This is a genomic window from Lentzea xerophila (genome assembly GCF_051094245.1).
GTDB classification, from domain to species: domain Bacteria; phylum Actinomycetota; class Actinomycetes; order Mycobacteriales; family Pseudonocardiaceae; genus Lentzea; species Lentzea xerophila.
Map to the genome: position 1 here is coordinate 7,858,948 of NZ_CP194934.1, position 20,207 is coordinate 7,879,154.

At 69.9% G+C, this 20,207-nt stretch carries 19 protein-coding genes; 7 read left to right on the forward strand and 12 right to left on the reverse strand.

Going from position 1 to position 20,207, the window contains the following annotated elements:
* Positions 1-85: 85 nt before the first annotated feature.
* The 4 genes from ACRSBM_RS37630 to ACRSBM_RS37645 are packed head-to-tail and all read right to left on the reverse strand — an operon-like array spanning position 86 to position 5,215.
* Complete coding sequence (locus ACRSBM_RS37630) at positions 86-691, reverse strand: GTP-binding protein (RefSeq protein WP_030470877.1); 606 nt, start codon at positions 689-691, stop codon at positions 86-88.
* A complete protein-coding gene (locus ACRSBM_RS37635; protein WP_434451340.1) occupies positions 672-1,418 on the reverse strand; it encodes a DUF742 domain-containing protein in 747 nt (248 codons plus the stop codon). The genes ACRSBM_RS37630 and ACRSBM_RS37635 overlap by 20 nt, the downstream gene beginning before the upstream one ends.
* Positions 1,419-1,448: 30 nt before the next feature.
* Entirely contained in the window at positions 1,449-1,868 is a 420-nt protein-coding gene (locus tag ACRSBM_RS37640) for a roadblock/LC7 domain-containing protein (protein ID WP_030470879.1), read from the reverse strand.
* Positions 1,865-5,215, reverse strand: a complete 3,351-nt coding sequence (locus ACRSBM_RS37645; protein WP_434451343.1) for a nitrate- and nitrite sensing domain-containing protein — start codon at positions 5,213-5,215, stop codon at positions 1,865-1,867. The genes ACRSBM_RS37640 and ACRSBM_RS37645 overlap by 4 nt, the downstream gene beginning before the upstream one ends.
* A gap of 482 nt (positions 5,216-5,697) precedes the next feature.
* On the opposite strand from ACRSBM_RS37645, the gene ACRSBM_RS37650 reads away from it, so the two are divergent.
* Positions 5,698-6,675: an ABC transporter substrate-binding protein gene (locus ACRSBM_RS37650; protein ID WP_434451346.1), complete on the forward strand. Its 978-nt coding sequence runs from the start codon at positions 5,698-5,700 to the stop codon at positions 6,673-6,675.
* 58 nt (positions 6,676-6,733) lie between these two features.
* On the opposite strand, the gene ACRSBM_RS37655 is transcribed toward ACRSBM_RS37650, so the two are convergent.
* The 3 genes from ACRSBM_RS37655 to ACRSBM_RS37665 form a co-directional block, all read right to left on the reverse strand.
* A complete protein-coding gene (locus tag ACRSBM_RS37655) occupies positions 6,734-7,513 on the reverse strand; it encodes an LppU/SCO3897 family protein (RefSeq protein WP_434451348.1) in 780 nt (259 codons plus the stop codon).
* A gap of 229 nt (positions 7,514-7,742) precedes the next feature.
* Entirely contained in the window at positions 7,743-8,225 is a 483-nt protein-coding gene (locus tag ACRSBM_RS37660) for an LppU/SCO3897 family protein (protein ID WP_434451350.1), read from the reverse strand.
* Between the two features lie 50 nt (positions 8,226-8,275).
* The gene (locus ACRSBM_RS37665) at positions 8,276-8,860 is read right to left on the reverse strand and encodes a hypothetical protein (RefSeq protein WP_434451353.1); all 585 of its coding nucleotides are present in this window, start codon (positions 8,858-8,860) and stop codon (positions 8,276-8,278) included.
* A 109-nt stretch (positions 8,861-8,969) separates the two neighbouring features.
* On the opposite strand from ACRSBM_RS37665, the gene ACRSBM_RS37670 reads away from it, so the two are divergent.
* From ACRSBM_RS37670 to ACRSBM_RS37695, 6 genes are all read left to right on the forward strand, one after another.
* Positions 8,970-10,610: a DNA repair helicase XPB gene (locus ACRSBM_RS37670; protein ID WP_434451356.1), complete on the forward strand. Its 1,641-nt coding sequence runs from the start codon at positions 8,970-8,972 to the stop codon at positions 10,608-10,610.
* The gene (locus tag ACRSBM_RS37675; RefSeq protein WP_434451359.1) at positions 10,607-11,035 is read left to right on the forward strand and encodes a hypothetical protein; all 429 of its coding nucleotides are present in this window, start codon (positions 10,607-10,609) and stop codon (positions 11,033-11,035) included. Before ACRSBM_RS37670 ends, ACRSBM_RS37675 begins: the two co-directional genes overlap by 4 nt.
* Positions 11,036-11,103: 68 nt before the next feature.
* Positions 11,104-11,784 (forward strand): response regulator, encoded by a 681-nt coding sequence (locus tag ACRSBM_RS37680; protein ID WP_434451362.1) that lies wholly within the window; start codon positions 11,104-11,106, stop codon positions 11,782-11,784.
* Positions 11,781-13,160 carry an ATP-binding protein gene (locus ACRSBM_RS37685; protein ID WP_434451365.1) on the forward strand — a complete coding sequence of 460 codons (1,380 nt, stop codon included), beginning with the start codon at positions 11,781-11,783 and terminating at the stop codon, positions 13,158-13,160. Before ACRSBM_RS37680 ends, ACRSBM_RS37685 begins: the two co-directional genes overlap by 4 nt.
* Positions 13,161-13,288: 128 nt before the next feature.
* Positions 13,289-13,717, forward strand: coding sequence for a GerMN domain-containing protein (locus ACRSBM_RS37690; protein WP_434451368.1), 429 nt, complete (start codon positions 13,289-13,291; stop codon positions 13,715-13,717).
* Positions 13,718-13,725: 8 nt separating this feature from the next.
* Positions 13,726-14,658 (forward strand): o-succinylbenzoate synthase, encoded by a 933-nt coding sequence (locus tag ACRSBM_RS37695; RefSeq protein ID WP_434453383.1) that lies wholly within the window; start codon positions 13,726-13,728, stop codon positions 14,656-14,658.
* Between the two features lie 39 nt (positions 14,659-14,697).
* Here ACRSBM_RS37695 and ACRSBM_RS37700 read toward each other — a convergent pair whose 3' ends face one another.
* Genes ACRSBM_RS37700 through ACRSBM_RS37720 form a run of 5 tightly spaced genes read right to left on the reverse strand, consistent with a single transcriptional unit; the run spans position 14,698 to position 20,180 of the window.
* On the reverse strand, positions 14,698-15,786 hold the full coding sequence (locus ACRSBM_RS37700) for a CapA family protein (RefSeq protein ID WP_434451371.1): 1,089 nt from the start codon (positions 15,784-15,786) through the stop codon (positions 14,698-14,700).
* A gap of 26 nt (positions 15,787-15,812) precedes the next feature.
* The gene (locus ACRSBM_RS37705) at positions 15,813-16,406 is read right to left on the reverse strand and encodes an SRPBCC family protein (RefSeq protein WP_434451373.1); all 594 of its coding nucleotides are present in this window, start codon (positions 16,404-16,406) and stop codon (positions 15,813-15,815) included.
* Positions 16,403-17,227: an FAD binding domain-containing protein gene (locus tag ACRSBM_RS37710; RefSeq protein ID WP_434451376.1), complete on the reverse strand. Its 825-nt coding sequence runs from the start codon at positions 17,225-17,227 to the stop codon at positions 16,403-16,405. Before ACRSBM_RS37710 ends, ACRSBM_RS37705 begins: the two co-directional genes overlap by 4 nt.
* Positions 17,224-19,650 (reverse strand): xanthine dehydrogenase family protein molybdopterin-binding subunit, encoded by a 2,427-nt coding sequence (locus tag ACRSBM_RS37715; protein ID WP_434451378.1) that lies wholly within the window; start codon positions 19,648-19,650, stop codon positions 17,224-17,226. The genes ACRSBM_RS37710 and ACRSBM_RS37715 overlap by 4 nt, the downstream gene beginning before the upstream one ends.
* The gene (locus ACRSBM_RS37720; protein ID WP_434451379.1) at positions 19,647-20,180 is read right to left on the reverse strand and encodes a (2Fe-2S)-binding protein; all 534 of its coding nucleotides are present in this window, start codon (positions 20,178-20,180) and stop codon (positions 19,647-19,649) included. Before ACRSBM_RS37720 ends, ACRSBM_RS37715 begins: the two co-directional genes overlap by 4 nt.
* Between the last annotated feature and the right edge of the window lie 27 nt (positions 20,181-20,207).

Consider the following 20,207-nt stretch of genomic DNA (forward strand, 5'->3'; position numbering starts at 1 on the left):
GCGGCAGGCACGACGACGAGGCGAGCGCCGCTCCCGAAGGTGGCACCCGCCTCGTCGTCTGCTGTTGTCGTCGGTCCCGGGGAGGTCAGCCCGCGCGGACGGACATCCACTGGCGCATGGCGTGCTCGACCAGCGTGATGAGCGTCTGCTTCGTCGACTGCCGGTTGCGCGCGTCGCACGTCACGATCGGCACCGACTCGTCGATCGTCAACGCCTCGCGCACGTCCTCCAGCCTGTGGTGCAGGAGGCCGTCGAAGCAGTTGACGCCGACGACGTACGGCAGCTGCCGGTCGTCGAAGAAGTCGATCGAGGCGAACGCGTCGGCCAGGCGGCGGGTGTCGACCAGCACGATGGCGCCGATGGCACCCCGTACGAGGTCGTCCCACATGAACCAGAACCGGTGCTGACCCGGTGTACCGAAGAGGTACAGGATCAGGTCGCTGTCGAGCGACACGCGGCCGAAGTCCATCGCGACCGTCGTGGTGACCTTGTTCGGCGTGGCGGAGAGGTCGTCCACCCCCGCGCTGGCCTCGGTCATCACCGCCTCGGTGGTCAACGGGACGATCTCGGACACCGAGCCGACGAACGTCGTCTTGCCCACACCGAAGCCACCCGCCACCACGATCTTGGCGGAGGTCGTCGGCTTCCGTGCGCCCTCGGCGCCCTGGGGACTAGAGCCTGCGAAGCCCACTGAGCACCCTCTCCAGGAATTCCATGGAAGGCCGGTCCCCCACGACCAGACCGCCCTGGTGAATCAAAACCAAACCCATGCTTGCCATGTCGCCGATCAACACCCGCACGACGCCTAGTGGCAAGCGTAGGAGTGCCGCGACCTCGGCCACCGACCGCGTGTCCACACACAGCCCGCAGATCGACCTGTGCTCGGGAAGTACCGCGGCATCCCGTTCGAGGCCACGTTCGCTGGTCGAAATCAGCGCCTCGATAGCAAGGTCGTAATCAGGTCGTGTGCGTCCACCGGTGCGCGTGTACGGCCGCACCAGTGAACCCGAGTCCGCGGACGAATTCTCCTCCGGACGCACAGCAGGCTGCGCACCGGTGCTGTACACCGGCTGCGAGCCCGTGGTGTACGGCAACTGCTCCGGCACCGCGTCCGGCATCTCGTGCTGGCCGAAGAGGTCCGCACCGGGGCCACCGAACAACCCGGAGCCGTACCCGTCTATGTCGAACCGGTTCGGCACGTCGTCGTACGGATACGACGACGAGTCATCCACCTCACGCTGAGACATATCGCCTAGCCCTTGCCCTGTAACCCGCTCATCGTGGGGTGCGTCCTCAGCTTCCTCTGGTTCTTGGGGTATCGCGTCAGGCTCGTCGAACTGGAACCCACCAGAAGCCCACTCCTGGTAGTTGAAGTTCCTACCGAAGCCACGGCCTCTAGCGCCAGATCTACCAGCCATTTGTTCTCACCCCTGAACTTCAGATGAGGTCTAGCGACGGACCACGCCCTGAAGCTGCGCGCGCAGCTCAGGGGTGAGTTGTTGACCGACTCTCTCCACCAACAGCGTCATCTCGTAGGCCACGAGGCCGATGTCGCAGTTGGGTGCCGCCAGGACGGCAAGGCAAGAACCGTCACTGATCGACATGAGGAACAGGTAGCCCCGCTCCATCTCGACGACCGTCTGGTTGACCCCGCCTGCCTCGAAGCAGCGGGCAGCACCCTGGGTGAGGCTGACCAGTCCGGACGCGACCGCGGAGAGCTGCTCTGCACGGTCCCGGGGCAAGCCCTGGGACCCCGCGAGCAACAGCCCGTCCGCGGACACCACAACGGAATGTGCCACGCCGGGCACCCTCCGCACGAAGTCGGTGATAAGCCAACCAAAGCTGCCTGGCTGCGCTGCGGTCGTCACTCCTGCTCCTCGTTCTGCCGGCTCGATTGGTCACCAGCGTATGCCTCGATCAATGCGTGCCGGCCTCGCTTGACACCACTCTGCAGGCTCGACATCCGTCCGCGCACCGCGTCAGCGGTACGGGGCGGCAGCGGCGGGCGCTGTGCTGTCTGCGACAGGGACTGCTGCTTGGGTGCTGCAGATCCTGGCACGAGCTGAGCCTTCGGTGTCCGTTTCGGCAATCCTGCCGTGGTCTTCGTCTCCGGCGTCTTGTTCAACAACGCCTGAGCCGCTTGCCATCCCTCGTCGGCAGGCGACTGCCAAGCCGACTCGGAAGTGAGTGCCGCCGCTGGAGTCTCCTCCACAACGGGCTCCGGTTCCACAACTCGCTCCTGCTCGGCGGGTGCGATCACTTCTTCCTCGACCGCCTTCTGCACCTTCGCGCGCGGCTGGCGCACGGGAAGACCAGCGGCGGACGTGGTGGTGGGCGTCACCGCGGGAACAGGCTTGCGGGTGCGGGTCGGGAGCTCCGGTTCCGGCCCGTCCGACAACGGAGGGGTCGTGACCGGCTCGTCGATGTACTCGACGGAACCCTTGTCGGCACCGCCGAGCCTCGACTCGACGTGCCCGTTGGTGTCAGCGGGTGACGCGTCCGGCGCGGCCGCGGGGACCGGCTGAGCCGCGGCCGCGGACGTCTCGCCGCCGACGGCCTGGAACCACTGCGACAGGACCGCCTCGTAGATCGGCAGGCGTTCCGTCGGGGCGTCCAGGTCGTGCTCGATCTGCTTGCGCGAGGCTTCCGAGGTGCCGTTGCGGTGGGCCATCCCGATGTCCAGGCGGCCCTCGTCGACCGAGGCCCGCGAGACGCCGTTGGACGCGACGGGCTCGTCGTCCTCGATCGGCGGGATCGGCACGAACTGCGTGGTCTCGTAGCCGGGCTCGAAGGAGATCTCGCCGGGCTCCTCGTGCCGGTCCTCGTACGCCGTGAAGAGCGTGGGCTCGCCGAACGAGCCCTCGGGCTCCACCGCCGCCAGCTGGTCGCGGCGCCACCGCTCCGACGGCGTCACGTCCTCGATCGGCGGGTCGCTGTAGACGGGGATCGCCGTCGCGCCGGCACCGGTGTCGGTGATCGAGCTGGGCACGAAGTTGACCGGGATGCCCGGGTTGCTCGGGCTCGACTCGTCGACCCGCGGCGTCATGCCGGTCGAGCCGCCGAACGCGCCCGCGATGCCGCTCGCCCTGGCCGCGGTCGTGCCGATCTCCGTCGTGTGCTCGGCAGGGGCCGGAGCCGGGGACAGGGCCGGCGAGGACGCCGAGGGCGCCGACATGCCGAACGCGGAGGCCAGCGAGCCGGAACCCGACGGCGGGGTCGAGGCCGGGGCCTGACCGGGGATCGCGACGAGCGTCTCCGGCACGATCACCAGTGCCGTCGTGCCGCCCTCGATGTCCTCGTTGCCGCGCAGGCGGACCTTGATGTCGTGGCGCTTGGCGAGCCGCGCGACCACGTACAGGCCCATCCGGCGGGAGACGGCGACGTCGACGTCCGGCGGGTCCGCCAGGCGCTCGTTGGCGTCGATGATCTCCTGGTCGCCCATGCCCACGCCGCGGTCCTGGATCTCGATCGCCAGCTCGCCCTTGCGGGTCTTGGCCGTGCGCACGGTGACCTTGGTGACCGGGTCGGAGAACGCCGTGGCGTTGTCCAGCAGCTCGGCGATGAGGTGCACGAGGTCGTTGACCGCGCGGCCCTGGACGGTGAGGTCCGGGGTCTGGCCGACCTGCACGCGGGCGTACTGCTCGACCTCGGAGACCGCGGCGCCGAGGACCTCGGCGGCCGGGACGGGCCTGGTCAGGCGGCGCGAGAGGTCGGTGCCCGAGAGGACCAGCAGGTTCTCCGAGTTGCGGCGCATGCGGGTCGCGAGGTGGTCCAGCTCGAACAGCGAGGCCAGCTGGTCCGGGTCCTGCTCGTCCTGCTCCAGCCGGTCGATCAGGTTCAGCTGGCGTTCGACCAGCGCCTGCGAGCGGCGGGACAGGTTGACGAACATCGCGTTGACGTTGTCACGCAGGAGGGCCTGCTGGGCGGCCAGTCGCACCGCTTCACCGTGCACCGCGTCGAACGCGCGCGCCACCTGGCCGATCTCTTCGCGCGTGTGCACCGGCACCGGGTCGACGGCGGTCTTGGCCGCGTTCTCCGGGTTCGGGTCCGCGAGGATCCGCTCGACCGCGTCGGGGAGACCGTGGTCGGCGACGTCGAGGGCGGTGCGGCGCAGCGTGCGCAGCGGGTTGAGGATCGAGCGGGCGACGAACAGCGCCATCAGCAGCGCGAGGCCGAGGATCGCGAGCACGATGCCGGACTCGATGTAGGCCCTGGTGCGGGTCTCGCCGGCGAGCTGGTCGGTCTTGGTCTGCAGCTGCTCGACCAGCAGGTTCTCGACGTCGTGGGTCAGGTTGACCGTCAGCGTGGCGGCGATGTCCCACTTCTCGGGCGTGACCTGCGTGAAGTCCTTCGCGCCCGACTGCTGGTTGATCGCCGATTCCTGCATGTCGTTCGCGTTGTCGACGATGAGGCCGGTGACGGTGTCGTCGTAGATCTTGGCCTGGTCGGGCGTCGCGGACTTGCGGAAGTCGTTGCGCGCGGCTTCGAGCTCGGCGTCCGCGGCCTGCAGCGCGCGCAGCTGGGACGGCGTGAACGCCTTGCGCTGGAAGACGTCGAGGAGGATCGCCCGCTTGAGCGACTCCTGCTCCTTGATGCGCGCGATGGCGTTCGTGGTCAGGTGCAGACGCACCAGCTCGGGGTCGTTGATCTCGGAGATCGTCTGCTCACCGAGGTTGATGAGCGTCTCGATCGACTCCGAGTAGGTGCGCTGGACGGCCTCGGCGGGGTACTGCGTGTCGCGCACCGAGTTGCGGAGGCTGTTCAGGCGGTTGAGCTGCTGGAACGCGACCTGGAAGCGCTCGACGGCCGCCGGGTTCAGGTCGGAGCTGAGCTCGGCGATCTTGTTGCTGAACTCCTCGCTCTTGTCGTTCACCCGGCGCAGCTGGCGCTCGAGGACGACCCGGTCGACCTTCTTGTTCGACGCGACGAAGCTGACCGACAGGTCCCGCTCGCGCTGCAGCTGCTGCACGAGCTCCGCGACCGCCGTCTCGAGGCGGATCTGGTTCGCGAGGTTGTTGAACTCAGTGGCCGCCTGGAGGTCACCGCGCACCCGCAGACCACCCAGGGCGAGCGCACAGATCGTCGGAATGAGCAGCACGGCGAGCAGCTTCGTGCGCAACCGCCAGTTGCGCAGGCGCCAGGGCGCGGATCGGGCAGGTCCCGAACCGGGGCCGGTTCCGACGTCGTGCTTCACCTCGTCCGGTGTCACGTTCATCGTACCGTCACCCAGCGCAGCCAGTCCGTCACCCGATTCGGGCCTTTCGGAGCGTGTGGTGTCACCCACGCCAAACTGGCTGGGACCTCTCTCACGTCGGGCCACTCTGGGCTTCCTCTTCCGGCAGCAGTGTCCCGGTCTCTCCCCAGGACCGAGCATGGACTCGTCAAACGGGCCGAATTGCAGCACAGAGGTCGTTCGCCCGGTGAGGCGACCTACCTCGTCTGAAGACACGTCGGTCTACTACAACCTGTGCCACCCGGCGGGGAGCGTAATGGCCACCCCCTGTCCGGGGGAAGTCTCCAGAAGCACTCACCGTATCGAGACGGGGTGTCCTTTCATACGTTCAGGTGGTTAACATCCCCGGTCGTCGGCATGCCTCAAGTTCGTCCGAACGCCCTGTTGGGGCTGCGGGCGACCTGTCGGTGGCGACACTCACTGATCGATTCGATGCTACTCAAGGCCTACCGGCGAGAGGTGCCATGGCTACCCGAGCCAAAGCTCTGCGGCTTGCCGCAGTGCTCATCACGTGTGTTCTGACCGCGAGCTGCGGCCTGTTCGGAAGTTCGTCGGACGGTGGCAACGCGGACATGGAGCGCAACACCCTGCGCATCGGCGTGCTGCCGGTCGTGGACGTGGCCCCCCTGCGGATCGCGCTGAACGAGAAGCTGTTCGAGAAGGCCGGTCTGCAGGTCACCCTGGTCACCCAGCCCAGCGAGGCCGAGGCCATCAAGCAGCTGGACACCACGCTCGACATCACCTGGGCCACGCACGTGAGCCTCTTCCGTGCCGTCGCCGAGGGCACCGAACTGCAGCTGCAGGGCGAGGCCTACCAGGCCGGTCCGAACTCGATGGCGCTGGTCACCTCCTCGACGTCGGACTACGACGACCCCGGCAAGAAGGCCTCGCCGCGCATCGCCGTGAACAGCGAGACCGACATCGGCGCGCTCACCACGCGTGCCGTGCTGGACACCGCCGCGGTCGAGAAGCAGAAGATCAAGTTCACGCCCATGCCGTTCGCGGACATGGAGAGCGCGCTGACCTCCGGCACGGTGGACGCGGCGTTCATGATCGAGCCGTTCATCACCAAGGCGCAGCGCAAGATCGGCGCGAAGATCGTCACCGACACCGCGCGCGGCCCGACACTGGACTTCCCGATGTCCGGCTACGCGGCGTCGAAGAAGTTCGCCGAGGCGAACCCGAAGACGTTGAAGGTGTTCCGGGACGTGCTGCGCGACGCGCAGCAGCGGGCGCAGTCCAACAAGCTCGCCGTGCAGGACTCGCTGACCAGCTACGCCGACGTGGACCAGGCGACCGCCGCGCTCGTGTCCGTGGGCACGTTCCCGCTGTCGCTGAACCCGATCCGGCTCCAGCGCGTCGCCGACATGATGGACACCGAGGACGTGCTGTCCGGTCGTCTCGACGTGCAGCAGCTGCTGCCGCCGGGCACGACGAACTAGCCGCCGGGAACGGGAGAGGCGGGCCGTTTCCGGCCCGCCTCTCCCGTTCCCGTATCCGTCACTGCCCGCCGGAAGCGGTCAGGCAGTAGGTGAGCCCCGGCGAGGGTTCGGTGTACGAGATCGGGGTCGCCTCACCGCAGTCGCCGGCGGCGGACTTCACGACCTTCTCGACCTTGAAGACCTTCTGGACGGCGAACTCGTTGTTGCCCTTCGAGCAGTCGACGACCTTCATGCCCTCCATGTTGATCTTGACGATCTCCTCCTCGTAGCACTTGCCCTCTTCGAGCTTCTCGACGAGGCAGAGCTTCAGCGAGGAGCTGCGGCGACCGGACTCGGTGTACTCGGCGTAGTCCTCGCTCGGGCACGCCTCGGTGGTCGACTTCATGGCCTTGGCGATGATGTAGTTCGCCTCGGGCGCGTTGCAGTCGACCTTCTTGTAGTTCGGCCTGATCGTCGTGCCCGTGACGCTCGCGCACTCGCCGGCCTTGGCGGACGGCTCGGTGATGGCGTCCAGGCCGCCGCCGATGACCGCCCTGACCAGCAGGACGCCGCCGACCAGCACGATGACGCCGACGAGCGAGCCGATGATCTTGCCGGCGGCGCTCTTCTTCGGTGGCGGCGGCGGGCCGTAGGGCATCGGCTGGCCGAGGGGCTGGCCGGGCAGCTGACCGGGAGGCGGGCCGTAGGGGCCGGGCTGCTGGGCGTACGGGTCGCCGGGGTAGCCCTGCTGGGGCGGCGGAGCGTACGGGCCGGGCTGCTGGCCGTACGGCTGCTGCGGGGGCCCACCGGGAGGCGGGCCGTAGGGCCCTGGCTGCTGCGGGTGGTTGGGGTCGGTCACTGGGTTCCTCTCCGACGGGTGGCCCCGATGAGATGCGCGCGGGGGACGCTCAGTTCCGTGGTGATCACGACTGGTCCCGACTTCCGCGCACGCCGAATGGCCCACGCCCCCCGACACGGCCGGAGGAAAGGTTGCCAGGCGGGAGAGGAATCCGCCTGGGCTTTACGGAAACGTTACGGCCGCTTCGATCAGCTACCGGGCTGCGGTATCGAGCCTCGGTGGCGGCAGGTCACCGCTTCTGGTCGCCGCGTTCGAGGCAGAAGGTGACCGCGGGTTCCGGGAAGAACGCCGCGCGCGACTCCCCGCACACACCGCGGTCGGCCTTGCCGCTGACCACCTTGGCGACCTTCACCGAGTCCTTGGTCGCGCAGTCGACCTTCGCGATGCCGGTGTCGGAGTGCTGGCCGTAGCAGGCGCCCTCGACGAAGTTCGGCACGAGGCAGAGCGTGGACTCGCCCACGTAGGTCGAGTAGTCCATGCCGCCGGACGGACACGACTTCTCGTTCCGCGGCAGGATCTTGGCGATCTTGACGGTCGCCTGCTCCGAGGCGCAGTCGAGCGCCTGGTAGTCGAGGCTGCCGAGCGTGCCGGAGATCCGCGCGCAGTCGCCGACCCGCGCCGCCTCGGCCGCGTCGCCCAGCCGGCTCACCACGAACGCGCCGAGCAGGCCGAGCGCGAGGACAACGGCGATACCCAGGCCGACCTTCTTCATGGCCTGGGTATCGGCGTCAGACGGGGTTCAACTCAATCGAGTTCACTCGATCAGGAACCCTCGTGCACACCCATGCAGTAGACCGAGGCCGGCTCGCTGAACCGCAGCTCGCTCGACCCCTCGGGACACACCGTGCCCTCCTCGGGCAGCCCGTCGACCTTCTTCACGATCTTCACGGGCGACTCGGTGGTGCAGGCCTCCTTCTTGAAGGCACCGTCGTCGGTCGAGGTGTAGCAGTTGCCCTCGGCGAGGTTCGGCATCAGGCACAGCGACTTGCCGTCCGACTGCATCTGCTCGTAGATGCCCTCGGCGGGGCAGGGTTCCTCGGCGCTGTTCAGCATCGCGGCGACCCGGTGGGTGGCGCTCACGTCGTCGCACCCCTTGGACGCGATGTTCCACTCGCCGTCCGGCTTGTCGACGTCCTTCGGCGAGGCGCTGACGCAGTCGCCGACCTTGGTGCCGCCCAGCGACGTGAGCGCCCAGACGCCTCCGCCGACCAGCACGATCGCCAGCACGCCGACGATGACGAACTTCAGCCAGTTGTTGTTCTTGGGCGACTCGTCGGTCCCGGCTTCTTCGGGAGCCGGTACCACCGTGGCCGGTGGCTCGACGGGATCGGTCGACTCGGTGCTCATGGGCCAGAACGTACGACACGTCGTGTTGGCTGCGTGTGTCGGCTCACAGTTGTCGTCGCCAGTTGACGCAGGTCGAACGCATTTGGCGTCGTCAGGGACACTTGTCGGCGTGACCGATGGCCCCTTGATCGTCCAGTCGGACAAGACGCTGCTGCTCGAGGTCGACCACCCGCTCGCCGACGACGCGCGCACGTCCATCGCGCCGTTCGCCGAGCTGGAGCGGGCGCCGGAGCACGTGCACACGTATCGCGTGACGCCGCTGGCGTTGTGGAACGCACGTGCGGCCGGGCACGACGCCGAGCAGGTGGTGGACGCGCTGGTGCGGTTCAGCCGCTATCCGGTGCCGCAACCGCTGCTGGTGGACGTGGTCGACACGATGAGCCGCTTCGGGCGGCTGGTGCTCGCCAACAACCCCGCGCACGGGCTGGTCCTGCACTCCAACGACCGCGCGGTGCTCGAAGAGGTGCTGCGCAACAAGAAGGTCGCGCCGATGTTCGGGGCGCGCATCGACGACGACACCGTGATCGTGCACCCGAGTGAGCGCGGGCGGCTCAAGCAGCTGCTGCTCAAGGTCGGGTGGCCCGCCGAGGACCACGCCGGGTACGTCGACGGCGAGGCCCACGCGATCGAGCTGGACGAGAACGGCTGGAAGCTGCGCGACTACCAGCGGCTGGCGGCGCAGGCGTTCTGGGCCGGTGGCTCCGGCGTCGTCGTGCTGCCCTGTGGCGCCGGCAAGACGCTGGTCGGCGCGGCGGCGATGGCCGAGGCGCAGGCGACCACGCTGATCCTGGTCACGAACACCGTGGCGGGCCGGCAGTGGAAGCGGGAGCTGATCGCGCGCACCTCGCTCACCGAGGAGGAGATCGGCGAGTACTCCGGTGAGCGCAAGGAGATCCGGCCGGTCACGATCGCGACCTACCAGGTGATCACCCGCAAGTCGAAGGGCGAGTACAAGCACCTGGAGCTGTTCGACTCGCGCGACTGGGGCCTGATCGTCTACGACGAGGTCCACCTGCTGCCCGCGCCGGTGTTCCGGATGACCGCCGACCTGCAGTCCCGGCGCAGGCTGGGCCTCACCGCCACGCTGGTGCGCGAGGACGGCCAGGAGGGCGACGTCTTCTCGTTGATCGGGCCGAAGCGCTACGACGTGCCGTGGCGCGACATCGAGGCGCAGGGCTGGATCGCTCCCGCCGAGTGCACCGAGGTCCGGGTGACCCTCACGGACAACGAGCGGATGCAGTACGCGACGGCCGAGCCCGAGGAGCGCTACAAGCTCTGCTCGACCGCCCGGACCAAGATCCCGGTGGTCCGCAGGGTGCTGGAGCGGCATCCCGACGAGCCGGCCCTGGTGATCGGTGCTTACCTGGACCAGCTGGACGAGCTGGGCGAGGAACTGGGAGCGCCGGTGATCAAGGGATCGACGAGGAACAAGGAACGCGAGGAGCTGTTCGACCGGTTCCGCAGGGGCGAGCTGCGCACGCTCGTCGTGTCGAAGGTGGCCAACTTCTCCATCGACCTGCCCGAGGCGTCGGTCGCCATCCAGGTGTCCGGCACGTTCGGGTCGCGCCAGGAGGAGGCCCAGCGGCTCGGCCGGATCCTGCGGCCCAAGGGCGACGGCCGGCAGGCGCACTTCTACTCGGTCGTCTCGCGCGACACGCTCGACACCGACTACGCCGCGCACCGCCAGCGGTTCCTGGCCGAGCAGGGCTACGCCTACAAGATCGTCGACGCGGACGACCTCGTCGGATGACGTCCTGGTGGATGTGGAACCCGGCCGGCACCGTGCCCGTGCGGCGGTTCCGGTCGGAGGAGTCGCTCGCCCGCTCCGCACCGGACACCCAGGTGATCCGGGCGGAGGACTTCACCTGCCCCGAGCAACGGCGCCGCGCCACGGCGGTGCGGTCCGACTTCCTGCGCGTGACCGGCGACGCCGTGCAGGTGGCCCTGGTCGAGCAACGGCTGTGGACGCTGCTGGTGGCGTTGCGCCGGGCCCAGCCCCTGCGCGACGCGCTGGCGGCCGCCGCGCCCAGGGCGGGGCGGGCGGCGCTGGTCGCGGAGCCGTCGCGCGAGCTGGCCGAGTTCGACCGGCGCTTCGACCAGTTCGCCGCCGCGTTGCGGGTGCTGGTCGCGGACCCGACGCCGGAACAGCTGCGCCACACCGCCGCTCTGGACTAGGGCCGTCGTTACGCAACGATGACGGCGCGGGAACGTCCTCATGAGACCCGTCGGGAAGGCTGGAGGACATGCCGCGCGTACTGCTGATCGAGGACGACGAGGCGGTCCGCGAGGGACTGTCGCTCGCCCTGACCTACCAGGGGCACACCGTGGACGCGGTGCGCACCGGCGAGGAGGGCCTCGAACTGCTGACGAGCGTCTCGCCGGACGTCGTCGTGCTCGACCTGATGCTGCCGGGCGTGGACGGGTTCGAGGTGTGCCGGCGCATCCGCTCCGCCGGTGACCTGCCGATCATCATGCTGACCGCGCGCAACGACGACATCGACGTCGTCGCGGGCCTGGAGGCCGGCGCCGACGACTACGTGGCCAAACCGGCCCAGGCCCGCGTACTGGAGGCCCGCATCCGCGCCGTGCTGCGCCGGTCCTCCGTCACCGCGGCCGAGGTCGTGGCCGAACGCCACGGCGACCTGACGATCGACCGCGAGGGGCTGGTCGTGACGCGGTTCGGCAAGCCCGTCGCGCTGGCCCCCACCGAACTGCGGCTGCTGCTGGAGCTCTCCTCGTCGCCGGGCCGCGTGATGTCGCGCCAGCAGCTGCTGGAGTCCGTGTGGGACCAGGGCTACCTCGGCGACTCACGGCTGGTCGACGCCTGCGTGCAACGGCTGCGCTCGAAGATCGAGGCCGACCCGGCCGCGCCCCGGTACGTCCAGACGGTGCGCGGCTTCGGCTACCGCTTCGGACCGCTGTGACGCTGCGCCTGCGGCTGCTGCTCGCGTTCGCGCTCCTGACCGTCGTGACCGCGGCGGCCGTGGCGGGCGCCGGTTACGTGCGGGCCCGCGACGCCGTCGTGCAGCGCGCCCAGGACAACGCCGTCATCGAGACCACGAACCGCGTCGAGCAGCTCTACCCGCTGCCCGCCCAGCCGCCGGACCATGCGGCCCTGGAGCGCGTCGCGGGCCGTGTCTCGGGCCGCGAGGGGGCGGCTTCGGCCTACGGCAACGGTCTCTCCGCGGGAAGCATGGACCCCTCCACGATCACGCCCGAGCTGCGGGCCCTGGTGGGCACCGGACGCGTCGGTTGGCAGCGCGTGCAGTACGCGGGCAGCGTGTGGCTCGTCATCGGCATGCAGCTGCGGGTGTCGGGCGGCGGCCCGTCGGGCATCGAGGTGTACGTGCTGAGGCCGTTCACGTCGGAGATCGAGTTCGTCGACGAACTGGCGCGCAACGCGTGGCTCATCGGTGGTGCCGTGCTGATCCTGGCGCTGGCACTGGCGTTCCTGGCCGCGCGCGGCGTGCTGCGGCCCGTGCGGGAGCTGCAGCTGGCGGCCTGGAAGCTCGGGCAGGGCGACCTCTCCGCCCGCGTGCCGGTGCAGGGCCGCGACGAGCTGGCTTCCGTCGCGTCGACCTTCAACAGCACGGCGTCCTCCCTGGAACACCACGTCGGTGAGCTGCGCCGGATGGAAGCGGACGCACGCCGGTTCGTGGCCGACGTGTCGCACGAGCTGCGCACACCCCTCGCCGCGATGACGGCCGTGACCGACGTGCTCGACGCCGAGACGGCCGCGCTGCCGGGCGTGGCCGGGCAGGCCGCCCGGCTGGTGAACCGGGAGACGCAGAACCTGACGCGGCTGGTGAACGACCTGATCGAGGTCACCCGGTTCGACTCGGGCACGGCCGCGCTGGCGCTGGACGACGTCGACGTGGCCGAGGTGGTGCGAACCTGCCTGCGGATGCGCGGGTTCTCCTCCGACGTGTCGGCGACGCTGCCGTCCGGGGTGCGGGCGCGCCTGGACCCGCGGCGGCTGGACGTGATCGTGGCGAACCTGGTGGGCAACGCCCTGCGGCACGGTTCGCCGCCGGTGTCGCTCGGGTTGTCGGTCGCGGACTCCTCCCTGGTGATCGAGGTCGCCGACTCCGGGCCGGGGTTGCCGGCGGAGGTGCTGCCGCACGTGTTCGCGCGGTTCTACAAGGCCGACTCGGCTCGGGGCCGGTCGGAGGGGTCGGGGCTCGGGCTGGCGATCGCCTGGGAGAACGCCCGGCTGCACGGCGGCACGCTGGAGGCTGCGAACCGGCCCGGCGGGGGCGCGCTGTTCACGCTGCGGATGCCGCTGGGCGGTGAGCGGTGAGGCCGAAAACTGTCGGTGCCGCCTGGGAGAATGGAAACAGGGGGACCCCCGGGAGGGGACCCCTGCGCGAGCTTGGGCCGAAGCTCGGGCCGAAGCTTGGGCCGAAGCTTGGGCCGGCGGTGCTCATGGTGGCCGTGCTGGCCGTGCTGGCCGCGTGCGGCGTCCGCCCCACCGACCCGATCCCCGGCCTCGAAGCCCCCAGCGGCCCCGTCGAGAACGCCGCGCCGTCGGTCTACTGGGTGTCCGAGGGCCGGGTGGTCCCGGTCGGCCGTCCCCAGGGCAGCCTGACCGGCTTCGACGTCATCGCCCTGCTCGCCCAGGGCCCCACGAACGCCGAGCAGAGCCGCGGACTCACCACCGAGGTCCCGTTCGACGCCGTCCCGGCCACGGTCGACCGGGTCGCGAACGGCCTCGACGTGACCCTGTCCACCGACGTCTCGCAGCTCAGCGGAGCCGCCGTCCAGCAGATCGTGTGCACGTTGCTCGGCGTCGAGGCCGCCGGGACGGTCAACCTGCGGGGCGGCGGGCATTCGCTCGAGTTCCGCAGGTGCGCTTGAATCGGCGCGTGCACGCCTACTCGATCCCGATGCGCGCCCGGTTCCGCGGCATCACCCAGCGCACCGGACTGCTGTTCGAAGGCCCGGCCGGGTGGGGCGAGTTCTGCCCGTTCGAGGAGTACGACGACGACGAGTCCGCCGCCTGGCTCGCGTGCGCAGTCGAAGCCGCGACCGAGGGCTGGCCGGCGCCGGTGAGGGACCGCGTCCCGGTCAACTGCACCGTGCCCGTGGTCAGCCCCGAGAAGGCACACGAGATCGTCGCGCGCTCCGGCTGCTCGACGGCCAAGGTGAAGGTCGCCGAGTCCACGCTGCGGGAGGACTGCGCACGGCTGGAAGCGGTGCGGGACGCGTTGGGGCCGCAGGGGTTCGTCCGGGTCGACGCGAACATGATGTGGGACGTCGACACGGCCGTCGCCGCGATCAGGGCCATGGACAGGGCCGCTGGAGGACTCCAGTACGTGGAACAGCCGTGCCACACGCTGGACGAACTGGCCGCGGTCCGCAGACGGGTGGGCGTGCCGATCGCCGCGGACGAGTCGATCCGCAAGGCCGAGGACCCGCTCAAGGTCGCCGTGTCCGGGGCCGCGGACATCGCGGTGATCAAGGTGGCGCCACTGGGAGGCGTGCGGAAGGCCCTGGAGGTCGCCGAGGCGTGCGGGCTGCCGTGCGTGGTGTCGTCGGCGCTGGAGACCTCGGTCGGGATGGCGGCCGGGGTCGCGCTGGCCGCGGCACTGCCCGAGCTCGACTACGCGTGCGGGCTCGCGACGTTGCAACTGCTGGACGGCGACGTCACCAGCGACTCACTGCTGCCGGTCGACGGGTACCTGCCGGTGCTCACGAAGGCGCCCGTGCCGGACCGCGTCGAGGAGTTCGGGAGCGATGTGCTCGCGAAGGCCTGGATTTCCCGGTACGACAGGGTGCTGGACAAACTCAGTGGATGAGCCGGTCCACCTGAATTTCAGCGGGAACCCGCAAGCGATCTACGGCTTGGCGCGGGTCAGCCCCTGCTCGGCGGCGCCCATGCTGAGCACGATCCCCTCGGTCCGGTTGATCGCCTCGGTCCGCCGCGCGGTAGCAGGCACCTGGGTCAGGTCCACGAGCCGGATCGGCGGCCCCAGCTCCACCAGGGTGGGCGTGTAGGAGGCCTCGACGACCGACCACCCGGAAGGCCCCTGCTCGAACCTGAACCGCGCGATCACCCCCTCCTCGGTGACGCCACGGGGTTCGGCGTGCCGGGCGACCTCGTTGCCGAGCCCGTAGGCGACCCACTTGCCGCCGATCTTCTCGAACGGCTGCACGACGTGCACGTGCGTGCCGATGATCAGGTCCAGGGCCGGGTCGGCCAGCAGCTTGCGGGCCAGCGCTTTCTGGTCGGCGGTGGCTGCGTGCTGGTACTCGTTGCCCCACTGCACGGACAGCACGACGACCTCGGCGCCGGCGGCACGGGCGGCGCGGGCGTCGGCGAGGATCTTCTCGGCGTTGATCTGGTTCGCGCGCCACGGCTGGGGCAGCGGGATGCCGTTGAACCCGTAGGTGAACGACAGCTGGGCCACGCGGACACCGCCGGCGTCCAGGATCAGCGGTGCGGCGGACTCCTCCTGCGTGCGGTACGAGCCGGTGTGCTTCAGGCCGACGGCGTCCATCGCGTCCAACGTCGTCGTGATCGCCGAGACACCGCGGTCCAGCGTGTGGTTCGAGGCGGTCGAGCACGCGTCGTAACCCACGTCGACCAGGCCTTTCGCCACCTCGGGCGGGGCGAGGAACGCGGGATAGCCGAAGAACGGGCCCTCCTTCGTCCCCAGCGGCACCTCCAGGTGGCACAGGGACAGGTCGGCCTTCAACGTCTCCCGCACGCCCTCGAACAGCGGCAGGAAGTCGCGGCCCGCGGCACCGCCGTCGGCGACCGCCTGCTCGGTCAGCGCCGGGTGGATCAGGATGTCGCCGCCCGCGGTCAGCGTGAACGAACGCGGCGGAGGCGGGCCTGACGACGTGGGCGAGGGCGGGGGCGCCGAGGTGATGACGACGGGCGAGCCGGTGCACGCGGACAGGACGAACCCGGTGGCCAGCACTAACGCGGGCCACCGGGTCGCACGCCTCAGCGCTGCCGCCTGCGTCGCAGGACCACTAACAGCACGACCGCCAGGGCCGCCGCCACGGGCAGCACGCGCTTCAGGACGGGTACGCCTGCCGTGTCGATCAGGTCGATCGGCTCGTCGGGGACCACTCGGAGATGCTGCTGTTGCGCCACCTCGTCAGCATCCCCGGAACCCAGCGTGCTCGCCAGGCATTCCGCGAACTGGGCGACGAGCCTGCCGCTGACCTCGGCGATCAGGCCGCGGCCCAGCTGAGCCGGACGGCCCGTGATCGCCAGGTCGGTCTCCACCTCGACCGAGTCACCGACCTGGACCGTCACGACGGCGGACGCCGTGCCGTTGCCGCGGGTGTCCTTGCCCGCGGCCTTCAGGACGGCGCGGCGCAGCACCGGGTCGATCTCCACGAACTCGCCGCTCCCCCGGTACAGCAGCTGCACCGGGCCGAGCTTGACCTTCACCTCCCCGCTGAACGTCTTGCCGTCGACCGAGGTCAGCGTGGCGCCCGGCAGGCACGGCGCCACCCGCTCCGGGTCGAGCAGCGCCTCCCACACCTCCTCGGCCGGGGCGGGCGAGACGAACGAATGCGCCAACTTCATCCCGCTACCGCCGCCGTCAGCGCACGGCCGGTCAGCACACGGGCCAGGTTGTCCTTGTAGCCGTCACCGGCGGACGCCCGCAGAGCCGCCGCGGAGATCGCCTCGGCCGTGGCCGGCTGTCCGACCAGCGCGGACTCCACGTCGACCGCGCGCACCGGCCCGGAGCCCACGTTGGTGAGACCGACGCGTGCGGCCGCGATGGAGCCGTCGCGGACCTGCACGGCCGCCGCGACCGCGACGATCGACCACGCCTGCGCGACCCGGTTGAGCTTCTCGTAGTGCGCGCCCCACCCGGTGTACTTCGGCACGCGGATGTCGACGAGGATCTCGTCGGGACCCAGCGCCGTCGTGAAGTAGTCGACGAAGAACTCCGCCGCGGGCACCTCACGGCGTCCACCGGGACCGGCGATGACCATCACGGCGTCCAGCGCCAGCGCGGGTGCCAGCAGGTCGCCCGCCGGGTCCGCGTGGCACAGCGAGCCGCCGAACGTGCCGCGGTGCCGGATCTGCGGATCGGCCACCGTGTCCGTGACCAGCTTCAACAGCAACGCGTGGTCGTGGATCAGGTGGTCGCGCTGCACCTCGTAGTGCGTGGTCATGGCACCGATGAGCAACGAGTCGCCGTCGTCGCGCACGCCCGTCAGCTCGGTCAGCCCGCCGATGTCGATCAACGCCGTGGGCGCCGCCAGCCGCATCCGCAGCACCGGCACGAGCGACTGGCCGCCCGCGATGACCTTGGCGTCCTCACCTTCCTCGGCGAGCATCCGCACGGCTTCGTCCACAGTGGACGGGAACAGGTACCTGAACTCCGCCGGGATCACGACTGTCCTCCCTGCGCGTCGATGGAGCCGAGACCGCCCGCGGCCACGTCGCCCGCACCGGGGTCCGAACGGCCCTGCAGCGCGGTCCACACCCGTTCCGGCGACATCGGCATCTCGATGTCCCGCACGCCCAGGTGCCGCACGGCGTCCAGCACGCTGTTGACCACCGCGGGCGTCGAGGCGATCGTGCCCGCCTCACCGACTCCCTTGGCGCCCAACGGGTTCGACGTCGCCGGTGTCGAGGTGCGGTCGGTGACGAACGACGGCAGGTCCGCCGCGCTCGGCACGAGGTAGTCGGCGAACGTCGCCGTCGTCAGCGTGCCCATCTCGTCGTGCGTGGCCTCTTCGTACAACGCCTGCGCGATGCCCTGCGCCAGCCCGCCGTGCACCTGGCCGTCGACGATCAACGGGTTCACGACCGTGCCGACGTCGTCCACGGCCACGTACGACCGGATCTTCACCACGCCTGTCTCGGTGTCCACTTCGGTTGCGCACAAATGGGTTCCGTGCGGGTACGAGAAGTTGTCCGGGTCGAACGTGGCGTCGGCGTCCATGCCGGGTTCCATGCCCTCGGGCAGGTCGTGCGCGACGTGCGCCGCCAGCACGACGTCGCCCAGCGAACGAACCGCCGACGTGCCGCGCACGGAGAACGACCCGGAAGCGAACTCCACGTCCGCCTCGTCGCACTCCATCATGTGCGCGGCCAGCGTCTTCGCCTTGGCCAGCACCTTGTCGGCCGCGTGCACCAGAGCCGTGCCACCGACGGCCAGCGAACGGGATCCGTAGCTGTCCATGCCCTTGTGCGACGTGGCCGTGTCGCCGTGCAGCACCTCGACGTCCTCGAACGGCACGCCGAGCCGGTCCGCGACGATCTGCGACCACACCGTCTCGTGGCCCTGCCCGTGCGGCGAGGTTCCGGTGATCACCTCGACCTTGCCGGTGGGCAGCATGCGGATCGACGCGGTCTCCCACCCGCCCGCGGCGTACCGCAGAGCGCCCAGCACCCGTGACGGCGCGAGGCCGCACATCTCGGTGTAGGTGGAGATCCCGATGCCGAGCTGCACCGGTGCACCGTCGGCCCGGCGCCGTTGCTGCTCCTCGCGCAACGACTCGTAGCCGAACAGCTCCATCGCACGCGCCGTCGCGGCCTCGTAGTGGCCGGAGTCGTACGTGAGACCCGCGACCGTGGTGAACGGGAACTCCTCGTGCCTGATCCAGTTCATCTCGCGGATCTTCATCGGGTCCATGTCCAGCTCGACCGCGAGCTCGTCCATCATCCGCTCGATCGCGAACGTGGCCTCGGGCCGTCCGGCACCGCGATACGCGTCCGTGGGCACCTTGTTCGTGAACACGTTGGTGCACACGAACCGGTAGGCCGCGAACTTGTAGATCGCGTTGAACATGAACGCGCCCAGGATCGGGATGCCCGGTGACACCAGCCGCAGGTACGCGCCCATGTCGGCGAGCAGCTCGACCTTGAGGCCGGTCACGGTGCCGTCGCGGCGGGCGGCCAGCGTGACCTTCTGGAGCTGGTCACGGCCGTGGTGCCCGGACAGCATCGACTCGGTGCGGGTCTCGGTCCACTTCACCGGACGGCCCATCCGCCGCGCGACCAGCAGGCACAGCAGCTCTTCCGGCGTGACCTGGAGCTTGCCGCCGAACCCTCCGCCGACGTCCGGCGCGATCACGCGGAGCTTGTGCTCGGCGATGCCCGTGACGGCCGAGAGCATCCAGCGCAGGATGTGCGGGATCTGCGTGGCGGACCAGACGGTGAACATGTCCGCGCTCGGGTCCACGACGACCGACCGCGGTTCCATGAACGACGGGATCAGCCGCTGCTGCCGGAACGTCCGCTCGATCACGACCTCGGCGGAGGCGATCTCGTCCTCCACGTTCGTCCCGCTGCCCGCCTCGGCGGAGTCGTAGATCCACGTCGCGCACCTGTTCGTGCCGAGGTCCGGGTGCACCAGGTCGTTGTCCCGCAGGGCTTCTTCGAGGTCGAGCACGACCGGGAGTTCGTCGTAGTCGATGTCGATCGCTTCCAGTGCGTCCGCGGCGTGGTACGCGCTGTCGGCGATCACCAGCGCCACGGCCTCACCGGCGAAGTTGACCTGGTCGACGGCCAGCGCGGGCGCGGGCGGCGACTTCATGTCCTCGGTGATCGGCCACGCGCACGGCAGCGAGCCCTGCTCGGCGGCGAGATCCTCACCGGTGAGCACCACGGCGACGCCGGGCATCGCCGTCGCGCGGCTGACGTCGACGTTGGTGATGCGGGCGTGCGCGACGGGACTGCGCAGCACCGCCATGTGCAGCATGCCGGTCAGCTGGAGGTTGTCGGTCCACCTGGTCCGGCCGGTGATCAGGCGTGCGTCCTCCTTGCGGAGCCGGGCCCTGCCGACCTCCGGTTCCGCGGTGGCGGTCATTCGCCACCTACCGGCTGCTTCGCGGTGACCTGGTCATCGCTGTGCTGTTCGATCTTCGGGCCGGCACCCGGCTTCATCCGCTGCGCGGCGTCCTGAACCGCGCGGACGATGTTCTGGTAGCCCGTGCAGCGGCAGAGGTTGCCCTCCAGTCCCTTCCGCACGGTCTCGTCGTCGGGGTCGGACTCGTCGGCGAGCAGGTCGATGGCCTGCATGATCATGCCGGGCGTGCAGAAACCGCACTGCAACGCGTGGTTCGCGCGGAACGCCTCCTGCACGGGATGCAGCTTGCCGTCGCGGGCGAGGCCTTCGATCGTGGTGACCTCGTGCCCGTTCGCCTGCACGGCGAGCAGCTGGCACGACTTCACGCTGTGGCCGTCGAGGTGGACGGTGCAGGCGCCGCAGTTGCCGGTGTCGCAGCCGACGACGGTGCCGGTCTTGCTCAGTCGCTCGCGCAGGTAGTGCACGAGCAGGAGGCGGGGTTCGACCTCGTCGGCGTAGGTCACTCCGTCGACGTTGACCGAGATGTGCATGAACCCTCCCGGATGATCGGATTCAGT

Bases quoted from the DNA above. Each gene is read 5' to 3' on its own strand.
- ACRSBM_RS37665 (WP_434451353.1), bottom strand. From the start codon at position 8,860: ATGAGCACCGAGTCGACCGATCCCGTCGAGCCACCGGCCACGGTGGTA.
- ACRSBM_RS37705 (WP_434451373.1), bottom strand. From the start codon at position 16,406: ATGAAGTTGGCGCATTCGTTCGTCTCGCCCGCCCCGGCCGAGGAGGTG.
- ACRSBM_RS37720 (WP_434451379.1), bottom strand. From the start codon at position 20,180: ATGCACATCTCGGTCAACGTCGACGGAGTGACCTACGCCGACGAGGTC.
- ACRSBM_RS37635 (WP_434451340.1), bottom strand. From the start codon at position 1,418: ATGGCTGGTAGATCTGGCGCTAGAGGCCGTGGCTTCGGTAGGAACTTC.
- ACRSBM_RS37680 (WP_434451362.1), top strand. From the start codon at position 11,104: ATGCCGCGCGTACTGCTGATCGAGGACGACGAGGCGGTCCGCGAGGGA.
- ACRSBM_RS37675 (WP_434451359.1), top strand. From the start codon at position 10,607: ATGACGTCCTGGTGGATGTGGAACCCGGCCGGCACCGTGCCCGTGCGG.
- ACRSBM_RS37650 (WP_434451346.1), top strand. From the start codon at position 5,698: ATGGCTACCCGAGCCAAAGCTCTGCGGCTTGCCGCAGTGCTCATCACG.
- ACRSBM_RS37660 (WP_434451350.1), bottom strand. From the start codon at position 8,225: ATGAAGAAGGTCGGCCTGGGTATCGCCGTTGTCCTCGCGCTCGGCCTG.
- ACRSBM_RS37715 (WP_434451378.1), bottom strand. From the start codon at position 19,650: ATGACCGCCACCGCGGAACCGGAGGTCGGCAGGGCCCGGCTCCGCAAG.
- ACRSBM_RS37645 (WP_434451343.1), bottom strand. From the start codon at position 5,215: ATGAACGTGACACCGGACGAGGTGAAGCACGACGTCGGAACCGGCCCC.